The organism is Streptomyces sp. NPDC015131, from assembly GCF_043079975.1.
Lineage (GTDB): Bacteria > Actinomycetota > Actinomycetes > Streptomycetales > Streptomycetaceae > Streptomyces.
The window spans coordinates 466,959-482,308 of the sequence record NZ_JBIBVB010000004.1; the positions used below are offsets into that span (position 1 = coordinate 466,959).

General features: G+C 74.0%; 15 protein-coding genes. 8 read left to right on the forward strand and 7 right to left on the reverse strand.

Annotation, left to right across the window (positions count from 1 at the left end):
- Nucleotides 1-214: 214 nt before the first annotated feature.
- From entS to ACF08D_RS17950, 4 genes are all read right to left on the reverse strand, one after another.
- Nucleotides 215-1,537: an enterobactin transporter EntS gene (gene entS, locus ACF08D_RS17935; RefSeq protein ID WP_392223603.1), complete on the reverse strand. Its 1,323-nt coding sequence runs from the start codon at nucleotides 1,535-1,537 to the stop codon at nucleotides 215-217.
- Nucleotides 1,524-1,790: a phosphopantetheine-binding protein gene (locus ACF08D_RS17940; protein WP_392223604.1), complete on the reverse strand. Its 267-nt coding sequence runs from the start codon at nucleotides 1,788-1,790 to the stop codon at nucleotides 1,524-1,526. The genes entS and ACF08D_RS17940 overlap by 14 nt, the downstream gene beginning before the upstream one ends.
- Nucleotides 1,791-1,886: 96 nt before the next feature.
- Nucleotides 1,887-2,096, reverse strand: coding sequence for an MbtH family protein (locus ACF08D_RS17945; protein WP_392223605.1), 210 nt, complete (start codon nucleotides 2,094-2,096; stop codon nucleotides 1,887-1,889).
- 234 nt (nucleotides 2,097-2,330) lie between these two features.
- Entirely contained in the window at nucleotides 2,331-3,074 is a 744-nt protein-coding gene (locus ACF08D_RS17950; protein WP_392223606.1) for an AraC family transcriptional regulator, read from the reverse strand.
- Between the two features lie 132 nt (nucleotides 3,075-3,206).
- Here ACF08D_RS17950 and ACF08D_RS17955 point away from each other — a divergent pair, with 132 nt between their 5' ends.
- The 8 genes from ACF08D_RS17955 to ACF08D_RS17990 all read left to right on the forward strand — a co-directional run bounded on the left by ACF08D_RS17955 (nucleotide 3,207) and on the right by ACF08D_RS17990 (nucleotide 13,683).
- Nucleotides 3,207-4,253, forward strand: coding sequence for a FecCD family ABC transporter permease (locus ACF08D_RS17955; RefSeq protein ID WP_392223607.1), 1,047 nt, complete (start codon nucleotides 3,207-3,209; stop codon nucleotides 4,251-4,253).
- Nucleotides 4,253-5,326 carry a FecCD family ABC transporter permease gene (locus ACF08D_RS17960; protein WP_392223609.1) on the forward strand — a complete coding sequence of 358 codons (1,074 nt, stop codon included), beginning with the start codon at nucleotides 4,253-4,255 and terminating at the stop codon, nucleotides 5,324-5,326. The genes ACF08D_RS17955 and ACF08D_RS17960 overlap by 1 nt, the downstream gene beginning before the upstream one ends.
- Nucleotides 5,323-6,126: an ABC transporter ATP-binding protein gene (locus tag ACF08D_RS17965; RefSeq protein WP_392223610.1), complete on the forward strand. Its 804-nt coding sequence runs from the start codon at nucleotides 5,323-5,325 to the stop codon at nucleotides 6,124-6,126. The genes ACF08D_RS17960 and ACF08D_RS17965 overlap by 4 nt, the downstream gene beginning before the upstream one ends.
- A gap of 3 nt (nucleotides 6,127-6,129) precedes the next feature.
- A complete protein-coding gene (locus ACF08D_RS17970) occupies nucleotides 6,130-7,182 on the forward strand; it encodes an ABC transporter substrate-binding protein (protein WP_392223612.1) in 1,053 nt (350 codons plus the stop codon).
- Nucleotides 7,183-7,327: 145 nt separating this feature from the next.
- Nucleotides 7,328-9,178 carry an SIP domain-containing protein gene (locus ACF08D_RS17975; protein WP_392223614.1) on the forward strand — a complete coding sequence of 617 codons (1,851 nt, stop codon included), beginning with the start codon at nucleotides 7,328-7,330 and terminating at the stop codon, nucleotides 9,176-9,178.
- 182 nt (nucleotides 9,179-9,360) lie between these two features.
- Nucleotides 9,361-10,461 (forward strand): tRNA (adenosine(37)-N6)-threonylcarbamoyltransferase complex transferase subunit TsaD, encoded by a 1,101-nt coding sequence (gene tsaD, locus ACF08D_RS17980; protein ID WP_392223615.1) that lies wholly within the window; start codon nucleotides 9,361-9,363, stop codon nucleotides 10,459-10,461.
- A gap of 112 nt (nucleotides 10,462-10,573) precedes the next feature.
- Entirely contained in the window at nucleotides 10,574-13,219 is a 2,646-nt protein-coding gene (gene alaS / locus ACF08D_RS17985; RefSeq protein WP_392223616.1) for an alanine--tRNA ligase, read from the forward strand.
- 128 nt (nucleotides 13,220-13,347) lie between these two features.
- A complete protein-coding gene (locus ACF08D_RS17990) occupies nucleotides 13,348-13,683 on the forward strand; it encodes an antibiotic biosynthesis monooxygenase family protein (protein ID WP_392223617.1) in 336 nt (111 codons plus the stop codon).
- 18 nt (nucleotides 13,684-13,701) lie between these two features.
- On the opposite strand, the gene ACF08D_RS17995 is transcribed toward ACF08D_RS17990, so the two are convergent.
- From ACF08D_RS17995 to ACF08D_RS18005, 3 genes are all read right to left on the reverse strand, one after another.
- A complete protein-coding gene (locus ACF08D_RS17995) occupies nucleotides 13,702-14,190 on the reverse strand; it encodes a helix-turn-helix transcriptional regulator (protein WP_392223618.1) in 489 nt (162 codons plus the stop codon).
- 3 nt (nucleotides 14,191-14,193) lie between these two features.
- The gene (locus ACF08D_RS18000) at nucleotides 14,194-14,604 is read right to left on the reverse strand and encodes a VOC family protein (RefSeq protein ID WP_392223619.1); all 411 of its coding nucleotides are present in this window, start codon (nucleotides 14,602-14,604) and stop codon (nucleotides 14,194-14,196) included.
- Between the two features lie 142 nt (nucleotides 14,605-14,746).
- Nucleotides 14,747-15,175 carry an SRPBCC family protein gene (locus ACF08D_RS18005; protein WP_392223620.1) on the reverse strand — a complete coding sequence of 143 codons (429 nt, stop codon included), beginning with the start codon at nucleotides 15,173-15,175 and terminating at the stop codon, nucleotides 14,747-14,749.
- Nucleotides 15,176-15,350 lie beyond the last annotated feature (175 nt).

The following is a 15,350-nucleotide window of genomic DNA, read 5'->3' on the forward strand; positions in this document are numbered from 1 at the left end:
GCGGACCGACCGCGTGAGGAGGGCGGTGGGGGCGGGGCGGGGACGGGGCCGGGGAGTCCCGTGTCCCGGCGGGGTCACGGCCGGCCGTCGGGGACGTCCGGCGCGGGTGCGGATGCGGTACGGGGGCGGGCGCGTCGTACGGCAGGGGTGCGGGGCCGGGGCGGCGCGCCGGCGCGGGTGGCGGCCCGGCCGGCGTCGCGCGGGGTGGGCCGGGTCAGCCGGCGGTGGCCGCCGGGGCGCCGGCGGCGGCCGGGGGTCCGGTTCCGGCGGGGCCGTCGCCCGGTGCGTCGCCGGGCTCGTCGTCGCGGGGCAGCACGGCCTTGCGGAGGCCGGGGACGAGCACCGCGATCGCGACGGCCGCGGCGGCGCAGACGGCGCCGTTGACGACGGCCGCTCCGGCGGGGCTGAACCAGCGGGCGACGAGGGCGACTTCGACGTCGCCGACGACGTCGCCGGTGGTGCCCTGGGTGGTGATGACGCTGACGATCCGTCCGCGCAGCCGGTCGGGGGTGTTGTGCTGGACCAGGGCGTATTCGAGGATCTCGTAGACGGTGCCGGCGGCTCCGGCGACCACGAGGGCGGCGAAGGCGGGCAGGATGTGGCCGCTCAGGCCGAAGCCGACGGTGGCCATGCCGCCGGTGAACGCGGCGGCGAGCAGCAGCCGGCCGGGGCGGGCCGCGCGGGTGAGCCAGCCGCTGGTGGCGGAGACGACGACGGCGCCGACGGCCGGGGCGGTGTAGAGCAGGCCGAGCATGACCTCGTTGCCGCCGAGCTGCTTGTCGACCATCTCGGGGAAGAGGACGACCGGCAGGTTGAACAGGGCGGTGACGCCGCCCAGGGCCACCAGGGCGCCGACGACGCGGTTGCGTACCGCGAACTTGAAGGCGACCAGCAGCGATCCGGAATCCTCGGCGTCCTCGTCGTCGTCCCTGACGGGGGGCAGGGGGCGGATGCGCGAGATGAGCAGGGTGGTGACGGCGGTGGTGAGGGCCGTGAAGGCGAAGACCGGTCCCGGGCCTCCGGCGGCGAGCAGCAGGCCGCCAAGGAGGGGGGCGGCGATGGAGCCGATCTCGCCGGTGAGGGAGATCAGGGCGCCGGCGGCGGGGAGCTGGTCGGGGCGCACCAGGGTCGGCGCGACCGCCATGAGGGCGGTGACGCTCACTCCGGTGGCCAGTCCGTCCCAGGCGACGCACAGGAAGACGGCCCAGAGGCGGGGTTCGGGCAGGAAGGCGTTGAGCGCGAGGCCGCCGAAGGCGAGGGCGGCCGCGCCGCGGGCGCAGACGATGAGGGTGCGCCGGTCGGTGCGGTCGGCCATCCAGCCGCCCCAGAGGGAGCCCACGAGCACGGTGATGCTCATGATCATGCTGGTGACGGCGACCTGGAACGTCGACCCGGTCATCTCGTAGACCTGGGCGGACAGCGCCACCGTCGCCATGCCGAGCCCGAACAGGGACACCACGCGGGCGGTGAAGATGGCCCGGAAGTCCCTGCTGGTGCGCAGCGGTTCGATGTCGATGAGGAGGTCACGCACCCGCACGGGGGACTCCCGCCGGGGCGAGGAGTGCGGCCCACTCCGTCAGTGTGGGGCGCTCGGCGAGGTCGACGAACGCGATCCGCGCGCCCTCGGCCCGCCACTTCTCCACCAGGGTCATCAGCCGTATGGAGTCGAGGCCCTGTTCCAGGAGGTTCTCGTCGGCCGAGACGTCGTCCGTGTCGAGGTAGAGCACGTCGGCGACGTCCCGGACGAGTCTCTCCAGAGTGAAGGGGTGCTGTGCGGCCGTGTCGGCCATGGTGGTGTCCTCTCCCCGTTGCTGTGAGGGGTGTCGGGCGCGGCACGCGTCGCGCGTGGCGCCTGTGGTGTGCCGGTCCGCGCCGGCGCCGGCGGATCAGCCGCGGGCGGCGAGGCTCGCGGGGCGCATGTCCGTCCAGTGCTGCTCGGTGTAGGCGGTGCAGCCCTCGCGGCTGTCCTCGCCGTGCACGACGGTCCAGCCGGCCGGCACCTCCGCGAAGGCGGGCCACAGCGAGTGCTGGTTCTCGTGGTTGACCAGGACGAGGTAGCGGGCGTCGGCGTCCTCGAACGGGTTGGTGGCACTCATGGGTCGTACTCCTCGTGATGGTGGCGGGCGCGTGGGGCGACGGGGCGCGGTGGTACGGGACGGGTGTGTCCCCCGTCCGAGGTGGCAACTCCTCGGCGCCGTGCCCTGCTTGGCGCGGATCCGGGCCCGGGCAGGCGCGTTCGGACGCGTCGTGGCGGCCTCGTGCGCCCCCCGCCGCAAGACCTTAGCTTAGGCTAACCTAACAGCACACCCCAGGACGCCCGCCCGGCGCCTTCAGGCCGCCGGCCCCCCGGGGATCACGGCACCGTCGTTCAGCTCGCGCAGATACGCGCCGGGGGTCCGCCCGAAGTGCCGCCGGAACGCCAGGATGTAGCCGTTGGTGCTGGTGAACCCCACCCGGGCCGCCACCACGCCCACCAACTGCCCCTGCTCCAGCAGCTCCAGTGAGCGGTTGAGGCGCAGCCGGGTCCGCCACTCGGTGAAGGCGAGCCCCGTCTCGGTCCGGAAGGCCCGCCGCAGGCTGGTCGAGCTGGTGTAGAGCTCCTGCGCCCAGTCGGTCACGGTGCGAGGGTCCCCGGGGCGGTCGCGCAGCCGCGCGGCCACCGCCACGGCCGTCGCGCTCACCGGGTCCGGCAGCGGCAGGCAGCCCTCCGGACCGGCGGTGAGCACGGCGAAGAGCCCCGGGTCGCCGTCCCCGGTGGCCGAGACCCGCGCCCGCCCCAGCAGCCTCCGGCGGCGCGCCTCGTCGAGGTGGACCGGCGTCGCCGCCGCGTACGGCAGCCAGTGCCGCTCCGCGTCGAACCCCTCCCCCAGCACCAGCGAGTCGGGCGAGAACCGCGCGCTGTGCGGCACCCCGGCGGGCACCCACAGCCCCACGGAGGCCGACAGTTCGTGCTCGGCGCCCCCCGCCGCGACCACCACCCGCCCCACCGGCACGAAGAGGAACTGGTGGAAGGCGTGCACATGCGTGGGGTGCCCCTCCGCCGTGAGGAATCCGTCGTCGACCCCGTCCGCCATCCCGCCCCCGCCCCCCGCGGGACCGGCCGGCGGTCCCTGAGTGTGATCCGTGCGTCTCCCGGTTGGATCCGCTCGAGTTAGGCAAGGGTAACCTAACCCGGCGTACGACCTCCCGAGGAGCAGAGAAGACCCATGACAGCTACGTCCCCGCCGGTGACGTCACCCCCGCCATTGGCCCGGACCCGTTCCTCGCGAGGCGTCACCGTCCTGGTCCTGGCCGCCGCGGTGCTGGTCGTCACGGTGATCGCCGGCATCGGGCTCGGCGCCCGGGACATCACGCCCGCGGAGATCGTCCGTATCCTGCTCAACCCCTCGGGCGAGGCGTACAACGCCCATGTGCTCTGGACGGAACGCATCCCGCGCACCCTGCTGGGCACGGCCGTCGGCGCGTCGCTCGGGGCCTCCGGGCTCATCATGCAGGCGCTCACGGCCAATCCGCTGGCCGACCCGGGCATCCTGGGCGTCGAGCAGGGCGCCTCCATGTTCGTCGTCATCGGCATCATGACGCTCGGAGTCACCGGGGTCGGCGGCTACTTCTGGCTGGCGCTCGCCGGCTCCGCGGTGGCCGCCTCGCTGGTCTACCTCATCGGCACCCGCACCAACGCGGGCAGCTCCACCATCGGCCTCGTCCTCGCGGGCGTCGCCCTGGCCGCCGTGATGTCCTCGCTGGTGACCCTGCTCGTCATCCGCGACCAGGCGGTCTTCGCCCACCTGCGGTTCTGGTCGGTGGGCCAGCTCACCGGGCGCGCCGAAGTGCTGGGCCAGATCCTGCCGTTCGCGGCCGTGGGGCTGCTGCTGGCGCTGCCGCTGGGCCGTACGCTCAACATCCTGAGCCTCGGGGACGAGACCGCCCTCGGCCTCGGCGTCAGGACGCAGCGCGCCCGCCTGGTCTGCGCCGCGGTCGCCGTCCTGCTCTGCGCGGCGGCCACCGCCGCCGTCGGGCCGGTCGCGTTCGTCGGCCTGGTCGCCGCGCACTGCTCCCGGATGCTGGCCGGCCCGGACCACCGCTGGTCGCTGCCGCTGTCCATGGCGGCCGGCGCGATCCTGCTCACCGGCGCGGACATCGCCGGCCGCCTGGTCCTCGACCACGGCGAGATCCAGGTGGGCGTGATGACCGCGGTCGTCGGCACCCCGTTCTTCGTCTGGCTGGCCCGGCGCGGCAACCTGGTGCGTGTCTGATGACCGTCACCGACGTCCGGACCGCGCCGGACCCCACCACCCGGGCCGCCACCGTGGCCCGGCTGCGGGCCGGCCGGCGCACCCGCAACCGCCGGACCACCGTGGTCGCCACCGCGCTGGTGGCCGCCCTGCTCGGGCTGACCGTCGCGTCCGTCCTGCTCGGCGGCATCGGCAAGGTCGACCCCGCCGACGTGCTGCCGGCCGCCTTCGGCCTGCGCACCGGCCTCGCCGACTACATGATCTTCCAGTTGCGGATGCCGCGGGCGCTCGCGGCGCTGCTCTCCGGGGCGCTGTTCGGCCTCGCCGGGGCGCTCTACCAGCGCCTGATCCGCAACCCGCTGGCCACCCCCGACGTCGTCGGCATCTCGGCGGGCGCGGGCGCCGGCGCGGTGACCGTGCTGCTGTTCGCACCGGCGGCCTACGTCGTGGGCGCCCCGGTGGCCGCGATCGCCGGCTCCTTCGTCCTCGTCGGGCTCGTGTACGCGCTCGCCTGGCGCGGCGGCGTGGACACCTACCGGCTGGTCCTCGTCGGCATCGGCATGAGCGCGGTGTGCACCGCGTACACCAACTACCTGTTCACCGTGGCGGACGAGCACAGCATCGCCATCGCCATGCGGTGGACGGTCGGCAGCACCAACGCCGCCGACTGGGACGGTGTCACCACGCTCGCCGTGGGTCTGGCATTCTGCCTGGCCGCCACGGCCGTGCTCGACCGGTCCCTCGGCAGCCTCACCCTCGGCGACCAGCTCGCCACCGGCCTCGGCACCCGGGTGACCGCCGCCCGGGTCGCCGCCCTGCTGCTGGGCGCCGCGGCGGCCGCCCTGGCCACCAGCGTCGTCGGGCCCATCGGCTTCGTGTCGCTCATCAGCGGTCCCATCGCGGTACGGCTGGCCGGGGCGGCGCACGCCACGGCACTGGCACCGCTCGTCGGCGGCGTCATCGTCGTCGGGGCCGACGTCCTCGCACAGAACGCCCCTCTGATCAGCCCGGTGCCCACCGGGGTCCTCACCGCGCTGCTGGGCGCGCCCTACTTCGTCTGGCTGATCCTTCGGCGCAGGCAGGGAGCCTCGTGACTCATCAACTCGAAGCCCGGGACATCAGCGCCGGATACGGCAAGTCCCTCATCATCGACGGCCTGTCCGTGCGGATACCCGCCGGGCGGATCACCGCCCTGGTCGGCCCCAACGCCTGCGGCAAGTCGACCCTGCTGAAGTCGATCGCCCGGCTGCTGCCGCTGGCGGCCGGGTCGGTCCTGCTGGAGGGGTCGGACATCCACGCCCTGCCGACGCGTCAGGTGGCGCGCCGGCTCGGCATCCTGCCGCAGTCCCCGATCGCACCCGAGTCCATCACGGTCGGCGACCTGGTGTGGCGCGGCCGCCACCCGCACCGCCAGTTCGGCCAGCGCCGCACGGAGGCCGACGACGCCGTCATCGCCGACGCGCTGATGGCCACCGGCACCGCCGAGCTGGTCGACCGCCCGGTGGACCAGCTGTCCGGCGGGCAGCGGCAGCGGGTGTGGATCGCCCTGGCGCTCGCCCAGGACACGCCGACCCTCTTGCTGGACGAGCCCACCACGTATCTGGACATCGCGCACCAGATCGAGGTGATGGACCTCCTCGCCGACCTGAACGAGCAGTTCGGCAAGACCATCGTGCTCGTCTCCCACGACCTCAACCAGGCCGCCCTGTACGCCTCGACGATCGTCGCCATGCGCGACGGGAAGATCGTCCGGCAGGGCCCGCCCCACGAGGTGCTCGACGAACGGACCGTGGCCGAGGTGTTCGGCCTGGACTGTGTCGTCGTACCCCATCCCCGTACCGACCGACCGCAGATCTTCCCTCTGGGCCGGCGCCACCACTCGCAGGAGAACTGACACATGAACCGCCTCGCAAGACCCGCCGCGCGCCGCCGCGCCACCGCCCGCGTCCTGGTCGCCGCAACCGCCTGCGTCGCCCTGGTCGCCGGCTGCGGCGGCTCGGAGGACAAGAAGTCCGCGGACAAGCCGGCCGCGGGCGCCGCCGCCGGCGCCGAGTCCTTCCCGGTCTCGCTCACCAACGCCTGGGGCAAGACCGAGGTCGCCGAGAAGCCCCTGAAGGTCGCGACCGTCTCCGACGGCGACACCGACATCGCCCTCGCGCTCGGCCTGGTGCCCGTCATCACGCCCGACGCCGAGGACGGCGGTCCGGTGCCCGAGTACAAGCAGCGCGCCATCGACAAGCTCGGCGGCAAGAAGCTCAAGACGTACGACGACACCGACGGCACCGACTTCGAGGCCATCGCCGCCGAGCAGCCGGACATCATCCTCGGCATGAACACCTGGTCGATGGACACCGACTACGCCAAGCTGGCGCCGATCGCCCCCGTCGTCACGTACACGGACAAGAAGCACGCCGACACCCTCACCTGGCAGGAGCGGCTGAAGACCGCGGCCAAGGCCCTCGGGATGAGCGCGGAGGCCGAGAAGGTCATCGCCGCCAACGAGAAGGCCACCAAGGACGCGGCGGCCGCGCACCCCGAGTTCACGGGCAAGAAGTACACCTACGCGGTCGTCCACCCCGAGCAGATCACCTTCATGTCCTACGCCGACCAGGACGCGGGCGTCTTCGAGCAGCTCGGCTTCACCAAGACGGACAAGGCCAAGAACTACACGGCCGAGAAGAACGCCGTCAGCCTGGAGAACCTGGACGAGCTGGAGGCGGACGTCCTGCTGATGACGTACCCCTTCGGTGACAACGGCCTGCTCAGCGCCTCCGAGCTGGAGAGCAACAAGCTGTTCCAGTCCCTCAATGTCGTCAAGGGCAAGCACTACGCGGTCGTCCCCTCGGACAACAACCTCGCCTCCGCCCTCGCCTACCCGGACGCGCTCAGCTCCCCCTGGGTCGTCGAGAAGCTGACGCCGATCCTGGCCAAGGCCGTCGCCGGCAAGTGACGCCCGGCCGCGGGCCGGTCACCGGGTGCCGTCCGCCCGGTGACCGGCCCGCGCCCCGCGCCCGCACCACCCACTCTCCCCCGTCCTCCCGTCTCCCGCCGCCGCGCGGGAGACGGGACGCCTCCTGAGTACGAAGGAGCCCCGCATGCCCACCCGCAGCCCCCGTTCGCTCGTCACCTTCCCCATCGTGCTGAGGGAGCTGACCGTGCTGCGCGCCGAGAACATCACCCCCGGCATGCGGCGCCTCACCCTCGGCGGCGACCAGCTCCGCGCCTTCAGCCGTGACGGCCTGGACCTGCCCGCCCTGCGCACCGACGGCTTCGACGACCATGTGAAGTTCTTCTTCGAGGACGAGGAGGGCCGGCTGGTCCTGCCCCGGCAGAACGTCAGCAGCCTGGACTGGCCCGCCGACGGCCGGCCGGTCGCCAAGGACTACACCCCGGTCCGCTTCGACCCCGAGGCCGGCGAGATCGACTTCGACTTCGTCCGGCACGAGGGCGGGGTGGCCTCGTCCTGGGCGGAGCGCGTCAAGCCCGGTGAGAGCGCGTGGATCGCCGGCCCGAAGATGTCCCACAGCCACCCCGAGGGCGCCGACTGGCTGCTGGTCGTCGGCGACGAGACGGCGCTGCCCGCCATCGGCCGCTGGCTCGCCGAGATGCCGGAGGGCACCAAGGCCCGGGTGTTCATCGAGATCGGCGACGACAGCCACCGCCAGGAGCTGCCGACTCGCGCCGACGCCGAGATCACCTGGCTGTCCCGGGAGGGCGCCCCGGCCGGCACCACCGACCTGCTGGAACAGGCCGTCCGGGCGATGGACTGGCTGCCCGGCACGGTCTTCGCCTGGGTCGCGGGCGAGGCCGTCGCGCTCAAGGGCATCCGCCGCCACCTCGCCACCGAGCGGCAGGTGCCGCGCGAGCACACCCACATCACCGGCTACTGGCGCCGCACCGAGCCCGTCGCGGCGGCCGGCGCCACCGCGGAGGCCGAGGAGACCGACTCCGACGACGCCCACGAGCGGCTGCACCAGCTGACCGACCTGGCCCCCGGCTACGCCATCCGCGCGGCCGTCACCCTCGGGGTCTTCGAGCTGGTGGACGGCGGCGTGCGCGACGCGGGCGCGCTGGCCGAACGCACCGGCGCCGACCGGTCGGTGCTGTCCGCGCTGCTCGACTACCTGGTCTCCCTCGACGTGCTGGCGGGCGACGGCACCTCCGGCTACCGGCTCACGGCGGTCGGCGAGGAGCTGGTCGAGGACGACCACTCCGCCGAGGAGTACGACCTGACGGGTGCTCAGGCCGCCTTCGACGCCTCGCTGAGCGGCCTGCTGCACACCCTGCGCACCGGCGAGGCCGGCTACCGCACCTGGAGCGGTGAGACGCTCACCGCCGCGATGGAGGGCGACAGCCGGCTGGCGGGCACCGCCCGCGCGGCGGTCGAGGACGAGGCCCGGTGGATCGCCCCCAATGTGGTCCGCGCCTTCGACTGGTCGTCCGTGGAGTCGCTGACGGCCACCGGCCAGGGCGCGGCGACCGTGGTGAACGCCCTGGTCAAGGAGTTCCCCGCGCTGCGGGCGCGCATCGCCGCCCTGCCCTCCGTCCTGCGGGTGCTGCGGGAGGAGATCCTCGACACCGACACGGTGCCCCTGGTGGAGCTGGTCCCGCACACGGGTGCCGTCCCGCCCGGCGGCGGCCCGCGCCTGATGTCCCGTCAGCTGGAGTGGCTGCCCGACGAGGACGCCGTGCAGGTCCTCGCGGAGGCGGGTGCCGCACTGGGCGCGGACGACGCCCTGTTCCTGGTGGAGCAGGTCACGGCCGCGGAGGCGGACGAGGACTCGGTCCTGCACCACCTGCGCCTGAAGTGCGCCTTCGGCTCCGGGGTCCGCGACGCCGACGCCCTGGCGGCCCTGGCCACCCGCGCCGGGCTCACGGTGCGCTCCTGCGCGGACATCGGCTGGGACCACCGCATGTGGGTGCTGTCCGCGTCGGCGGCCTCCTGACGCACCGGGTCCCCAGAGGCGGGCGGGCCCCGGCACACGGCGTGCCGGGGCCTCGCCCGTTCCCGGCCCCGGCCCATGGCGTGCGGGGCCTCGCCCGTTCCTCCCGCCGTCCGCCCCTCGTCCTTGTTGCACACTGCTTGCAACTACGATGGGGGTGCAGTACGGGTACAGGAGGTCAGGTCATGGCAGCGGAGCCGATCGTGCTGGGCATCGAGTCCTCGTGCGACGAGACGGGGGCCGGCATCGTCAGCGGTGGCCGGCTGCTCGCGCACGTGGTGGCGTCGAGCATGGACGAGCACGCGCGCTTCGGCGGTGTCGTGCCGGAGATCGCCGCCCGCGCCCACCTCCACTCCTTCGACCCGGTGGTACGGGAAGCGCTGGGCCAGGCCGGTCTGCGGCCGGGGCAGATCGACGCCGTCGCGGTGACCACCGGCCCCGGCCTGTCCGGCGCGCTCCAGGTCGGCCTCGCGGGCGCCAAGGCCCTGGCGTACGCGATCGGTGTGCCGCTGTACGGCGTCCACCACCTCGCCGGGCACGTGGCCGCCGACACCCTGGCCCACGGATCGCTGCCCGACCCCTGCGTGGTGCTGATCGTCTCGGGCGGGCACACCTCCCTGCTGCTGGTGCGCGACCTGGTCCGCGACCCGATCGTCCACCTCGGCGACACCGTCGACGACGCGGCCGGCGAGTGCTTCGACAAGGTGGCACGGGTCTTCGGGCTCCCCTACCCGGGCGGGCCGGCCGTCGACCGGGCGGCCCGCGAGGGCGACCCCCGGGCGGTCGCCTTCCCCCGGCCGCTCACCGGCTCGCGCGACCAGCCGTACGCCTTCTCCTTCTCCGGGCTCAAGACGGCCGCCGCCCGCTGGGCCGAGCAGCACCGGGACACGCCCCTGCCGGTGGCCGACGGGGCGGCCTCCCTCCAGGAGGCGGTGGCCGACGTCCTCACCCGCAAGGCGGTCGCCGCCTGCCGCGACCACGGGGTGGGCACGCTGGTCGTGGTCGGCGGTGTCGCCGCCAACTCCCGGGTCCGGGCCCTCGCGGAGGAGCGGTGCGCGGCGGCCGGCATCGAGCTGCGGGTGCCGCCGATGACCCTGTGCACCGACAACGGCGCGATGATCGCCGCCGTCGGGGACCTGCTCGTGCGGACGGGCGCCGAACCGGCGCCGCTGGACGTCTCCATCGACCCGTCGGCACCGCTGGAGTACGCCGCGCTGCACCCCGTCGCCGCGGCCCCGGCCCCGGTCCCGGCTTCCGCTCCGGCTCCGGCGGGGACCGCGGCGTAACGGGGCGGGCCCGTACGCCGCCCGTCTCCCGCCTCCCGCCCCCTCCCCGCCCCCGTCACCGTCCCCGTCCCAAAGACTTCTCCGTTCCCCCGACCACACCCCGGAGCACATCGTGCGCACCGCCGACATCCGCCAGCGTTTCCTCGACCACTTCGCCGCCCGCGGCCACACCGTCGTGCCCAGCGCGCCGCTGCCGACGCCGGACCCGACGCTGCTGTTCGTCAACGCGGGCATGGTGCCCTTCAAGCCGTACTTCACCGGCGAGGCGGCACCGGAGTGGGACCGGGCCACCAGTGTGCAGAAGTGCGTGCGCACCCTGGACATCGAGGAGGTCGGCAAGACCACCCGGCACGGCTCGTTCTTCCAGATGAACGGCAACTTCTCCTTCGGGGACTACTTCAAGGAGGAGGCCATCGCCTACGCCTGGGAGCTGTCCACCGGCTCCCCGGCGGACGGCGGGTACGGTCTCGACCCCGACAGGATCTGGGTCACCGTGCACCACTCGGACACCGAGTCCCGGGGCATCTGGCGCCGGGTGGCCGGGCTGCCCGACGAGCGGATCGTGACGCGCGGCGACGAGGACAACTTCTGGTCCATGGGCGTGCCCGGCCCCTGCGGGCCCTGCTCGGAGCTGTACTACGACCGGGGGCCGGCGCTCGGCCGCGAGGGCGGGCCGGAGGTGGACGAGGACCGGTACATGGAGTTCTGGAACCTCGTCTTCATGCAGTACGAGCGCGGCGAGGGCCCCGGCAAGTCCGGCTACCCGATCCTGGGCGAACTCCCCCGGCGCAACATCGACACCGGCATGGGCCTGGAGCGCATGGCCACCCTGCTCCAGGGCGTGGACAACCTGTACGAGATCGACGAGACCCGCCCGGTCCTCGACCGCGCCGCCGCGCTCGCCGGCGTCCGCTACGGCGCCGACCCGCAGGCCGACGTGCGGCTGCGCGTCGTGGCCGACCACGTCCGCACCGCGCTGATGCTGCTGGCCGACGGCACCGTCCCGGGCAACGAGGGCCGGGGCTACGTCCTGCGGCGCATCCTGCGGCGCTCCGTCCGCTCCATGCGCCAGCTCGGATTCCACGACCCGGCCCTGGCCGAACTGCTGCCCGTCGCCCGGGACTGCATGGCGCCCAGCTACCCGGAGGTCGTGGACTCCTTCTCCCGGATCTCCGGCCAGGCGTACGGCGAGGAGGACGCCTTCCGCGCCACGCTCAAGCAGGGCACCACCGTCCTGGACACCGCCGTCGCCAAGGTCAAGGCGGCCGGTGACCGCTCGCTGCCGGGCGCCCAGGCGTTCCTGCTGCACGACACCTACGGCTTCCCCATCGACCTCACCCTGGAGATGGCCGCCGAACAGGGCGTCGAGGTCGACCGCGAGGGCTTCACCGCCCTGATGAACGCCCAGCGCGAGCGGGCCCGCGCCGACGCCCGGGCCCGCAAGTCCGGCGGCGCGCTCGACACCAGCGCCCTGCGCGGCGTCCTGGACGCGCACGGGCCCACCGACTGGCGCGCCTGGGAGACCCTGACCACCGAGTCCCGGGTCCTCGCGCTGCTCGGGGCGGACGGCCCGGTCCCGGTGGCGGGGACCGGTGACATCGTCGGCGTCGTCCTGGACCGCACCCCCTTCTACGCCGAGTCCGGCGGCCAGGACAGCGACGCCGGGCGGCTGTCCGCGGCGTCGGCGGAGGCCGAGGTGCTGGACGTGCAGCGCCCACTCCCGGGGCTCGTCGTCCACCAGGTCAGGGTCACCGCCGGTGAGCTGGCGCAGGGGGACACGGTGCACGCGGCCGTCGACCCCGAGTGGCGGCTCGGCGCGCGCCAGGCCCACTCCGGGACCCACGTCCTGCACGCCGCGCTGCGCGAGGTCCTCGGCCCGGACGCGCTCCAGTCCGGCTCGTACAACCGCCCCGGCCACCTCCGCCTGGACTTCCCCTGGCGCGGCGCCCTCTCCCCGGCCACCCGGAGCGAGGTGGAGGAGGCCGCCAACCGGGCGCTGCGCCGCGATCTGCCGGTGGGCGTGCGGTGGATGACCCTGCCGGAGGCGAAGGAGCTGGGCGCCCTGGCCCTGTTCGACGAGACGTACGGGGAGCAGGTCCGGGTCGTCGAGATCGGCGGGCCCTGGTCGCGGGAGCTGTGCGGCGGCACCCATGTCGAGCACGCCTCGCAGATCGGCACCGTCGCCCTGACGTCGGAGGGTTCCGTGGGCGCCGGGATGCGCCGGCTGGAGGCGGCCGTCGGCTACGAGGGCTTCGCCTATCTGGCCCGGGAGCGGGACCTGGTGGGGCGGATCGCCGAGCAGCTCGGGGCTCCGCGCGCCGAGCTGCCGGACCGGATCGCGGGCCTGCTGGACCGGCTGAAGGCGGCGGACCGGGAGAACGCGCGCCTGAAGCAGCAGGCCACGCTGGGGCGCGCCGCCGCGCTGGCCGGCGGGGCCACCGAGGTGGACGGCACGCTGCTGGTGACGGCCACTACGGAGGGCGCGGCCGGGGAGGCCCGGGCCCTGGCGACCGCCGTACGCGACCGGCTGCCCGGCGCCCGGGCCGGCGCCGTCGCGGTGGGCACCCCGGCCGGGGTGGTGGTGGTCGCCCTCAACAAGGCGGCGCTGGCGGCAGGTCTGAGCGCGGCCGACCTGGTCAAGCGGCTGCTGGACGGCCGGGGCGGCGGCTCGCCCGAGCTGGCCCAGGGCGGCGGTGTGGACGGGGAGCGCCTGGAGCGGACGCTCGCCGAAATGCCCCGCCACCTGTCGCGCGGCTGACCCCGGGCGCTCCGGGGCCCGGGCGCTGCGGGGCCCCCCGGGCGAGGGCCAACAGGACGACACCGGATCGGGGGAAACCGGCGCCCCGGAGCGGCGCCCCCTTCGGCGTAACGGGGAGGGATGGACGCATGACCGTTACCGCGAGCATTGACTCCGACCGCACCGTCGCCACCCTCATCAACGTCTTCACCGTGGCGCCGGACCGGCAGTACGAGCTGGTCGACCTGCTGGCCCGCGCCACCGAGGAGACGATGAAGCACCAGGCGGGCTTCATCTGCGCCAACTTCCACGCCAGCGAGGACGGCGAGCGCGTCATCAACTACGCGCAGTGGGAGAGCGAGGGGCACTACCGGGCGATGCTCGACAACCCCGACGCCCGGGTGCACATGGACCAGGCGGCGAAGATCGCCACCGATGTGCAGCCCCGGCTCTTCCGTGTGGTGTCGTCCCACCGCCCGGCCTGACGCCCGGGCCCGGCCGGCTCACACCGTGGGCCGGCCCGCCGGCGGGGCCTCGCGCTTCCTGACCGGCCGGGTGACCTGCTTCGCCACACAGGCCGGCATCCCCTCGACGGTGATCGCCGCGTCGTCCTCACCGGCCGCCGCGGCCCGGCGGCGGTAGGCCCCCGGGGGCATGCCGACCAGTTCGGTGAAGCGTGTGGTGAAGGTGCCCAGGGACGCGCACCCGACGGCGAAGCAGACCTCGGTGACACTGAGGTCGCCCCGCCGCAGCAGCGCCGCCGCGCGCTCGATCCGGCGCGTCATCAGGTACGCGTACGGGGACTCGCCGTACGCGGCCCGGAACTGCCGGCTCAGGTGGCCGGCGGACATGTTCGCGCCCCGTGCGAGGGCCTCCACGTCCAGCGGTCGCGCGTACTCCCGGTCGATGCGGTCGCGGACCCGCCGCAGCCGGGCGAGGTCGCCCAGCCGCTGCGCCTCGACGCGCGCCCTGCTCCACTGCGGCCCGCACATCGGTCAGCGCAGCTCCTGGATGCGGACCAGGTTGCCCGCGGGGTCACGGAACGCGCAGTCCCGGATGCCGTAGGGCTGCTCGGTGGGCTCCTGGACCACCTCGGTGTCGCCGGACTGCACCTTCTCGAAGGTCGCGTCCAGGTCCCGGGTGGCCAGCAGGATCCAGCCGTAGGTGCCCTTGGCCATCATCTCGGCGATGGTGCGGCGCTCGTCCTCGGTGATCCCGGGGTCGACGGCGGGCGGCGCCAGCAGGATGGAGGTGTCGGGCTGCCCGGGCGGTCCGACGGTGATCCACCGCATTTGGCCCCGGCCGACGTCGCTGCGGACCTCGAAGCCGAGGACGTCGCGGTAGAAGGCCACCGAGGCGTCCGGATCGTCGTGCGGGAGGAAGCTGGTGTGAATGGTGATGTCCATGGCCCTCAATCTAGGACCGCCCGTACGTCCCCGCTTCTCGATTCCTGACCGGTTCGCCGGCGCCACCGCCCGGCCCCGGCGCGTGTCCCGGCGGGGCCGGCGCGTGTCCCGGCGGGGCCGGCGCGTGTCCCGGCGGGGCCGGTCAGGACGGGGAGGCCAGCTCCTCGGCCATGTGCTGGAACTGCCCCAGGTCGTAGTTGGCCACCGTCCTGTCGAGGTTGGTGAGCGCTCCGAGGTGCTCGACCAGGCCCTCGGGCTCGTACTCGATCTGGAGGGTGACCCGGCTGGTGGTGTCGCTCAGCCGGTGGAAGGTGACCACACCGGCGTGCCGGGTCCCGGCGGTCACCTTCCAGGCGATGCGCTGCTCGGGCACGACCTCGGTCAGCTCGGCGGTGAAGTACTTGTCGGTTCCCGGCAGCGCCAGCCACCAGGTGAACCGGCCGTCGTCGAGCCGGTCGACCCGCTGCACATGGGTGAGGAAGCGGGGCCACCGTGTCACATCGCTCCACAGCTCCCAGACGAGGGAGACGGGAGCCTTCACGTCGACCGTTTCGACGAGCGAGGATGACATGGCGGGAATCCTTTCCGTCGCGTCCGCGAATCCGTCGGAACGCCGCTCGTCTACCCGGCCTTGGGCTCCCGATGCGGGCGGTTCGTCTGCCCGTGGGGGCCCGTGGGGGTTCGTTTGCCCGCGGGGGTGCGGGTAAGAAGGGCCGGGACAGGTCGCGCGGCAGGGCAGTTGAGGA

Bases quoted from the DNA above. Each gene is read 5' to 3' on its own strand.
- ACF08D_RS18005 (WP_392223620.1), bottom strand. From the start codon at position 15,175: ATGTCATCCTCGCTCGTCGAAACGGTCGACGTGAAGGCTCCCGTCTCC.
- ACF08D_RS17945 (WP_392223605.1), bottom strand. From the start codon at position 2,096: ATGAGTGCCACCAACCCGTTCGAGGACGCCGACGCCCGCTACCTCGTC.
- ACF08D_RS17960 (WP_392223609.1), top strand. From the start codon at position 4,253: ATGACCGTCACCGACGTCCGGACCGCGCCGGACCCCACCACCCGGGCC.
- ACF08D_RS17950 (WP_392223606.1), bottom strand. From the start codon at position 3,074: ATGGCGGACGGGGTCGACGACGGATTCCTCACGGCGGAGGGGCACCCC.
- ACF08D_RS17940 (WP_392223604.1), bottom strand. From the start codon at position 1,790: ATGGCCGACACGGCCGCACAGCACCCCTTCACTCTGGAGAGACTCGTC.
- ACF08D_RS17990 (WP_392223617.1), top strand. From the start codon at position 13,348: ATGACCGTTACCGCGAGCATTGACTCCGACCGCACCGTCGCCACCCTC.
- ACF08D_RS17995 (WP_392223618.1), bottom strand. From the start codon at position 14,190: ATGTGCGGGCCGCAGTGGAGCAGGGCGCGCGTCGAGGCGCAGCGGCTG.
- tsaD (WP_392223615.1), top strand. From the start codon at position 9,361: ATGGCAGCGGAGCCGATCGTGCTGGGCATCGAGTCCTCGTGCGACGAG.
- ACF08D_RS17970 (WP_392223612.1), top strand. From the start codon at position 6,130: ATGAACCGCCTCGCAAGACCCGCCGCGCGCCGCCGCGCCACCGCCCGC.
- ACF08D_RS18000 (WP_392223619.1), bottom strand. From the start codon at position 14,604: ATGGACATCACCATTCACACCAGCTTCCTCCCGCACGACGATCCGGAC.
- ACF08D_RS17975 (WP_392223614.1), top strand. From the start codon at position 7,328: ATGCCCACCCGCAGCCCCCGTTCGCTCGTCACCTTCCCCATCGTGCTG.
- ACF08D_RS17955 (WP_392223607.1), top strand. From the start codon at position 3,207: ATGACAGCTACGTCCCCGCCGGTGACGTCACCCCCGCCATTGGCCCGG.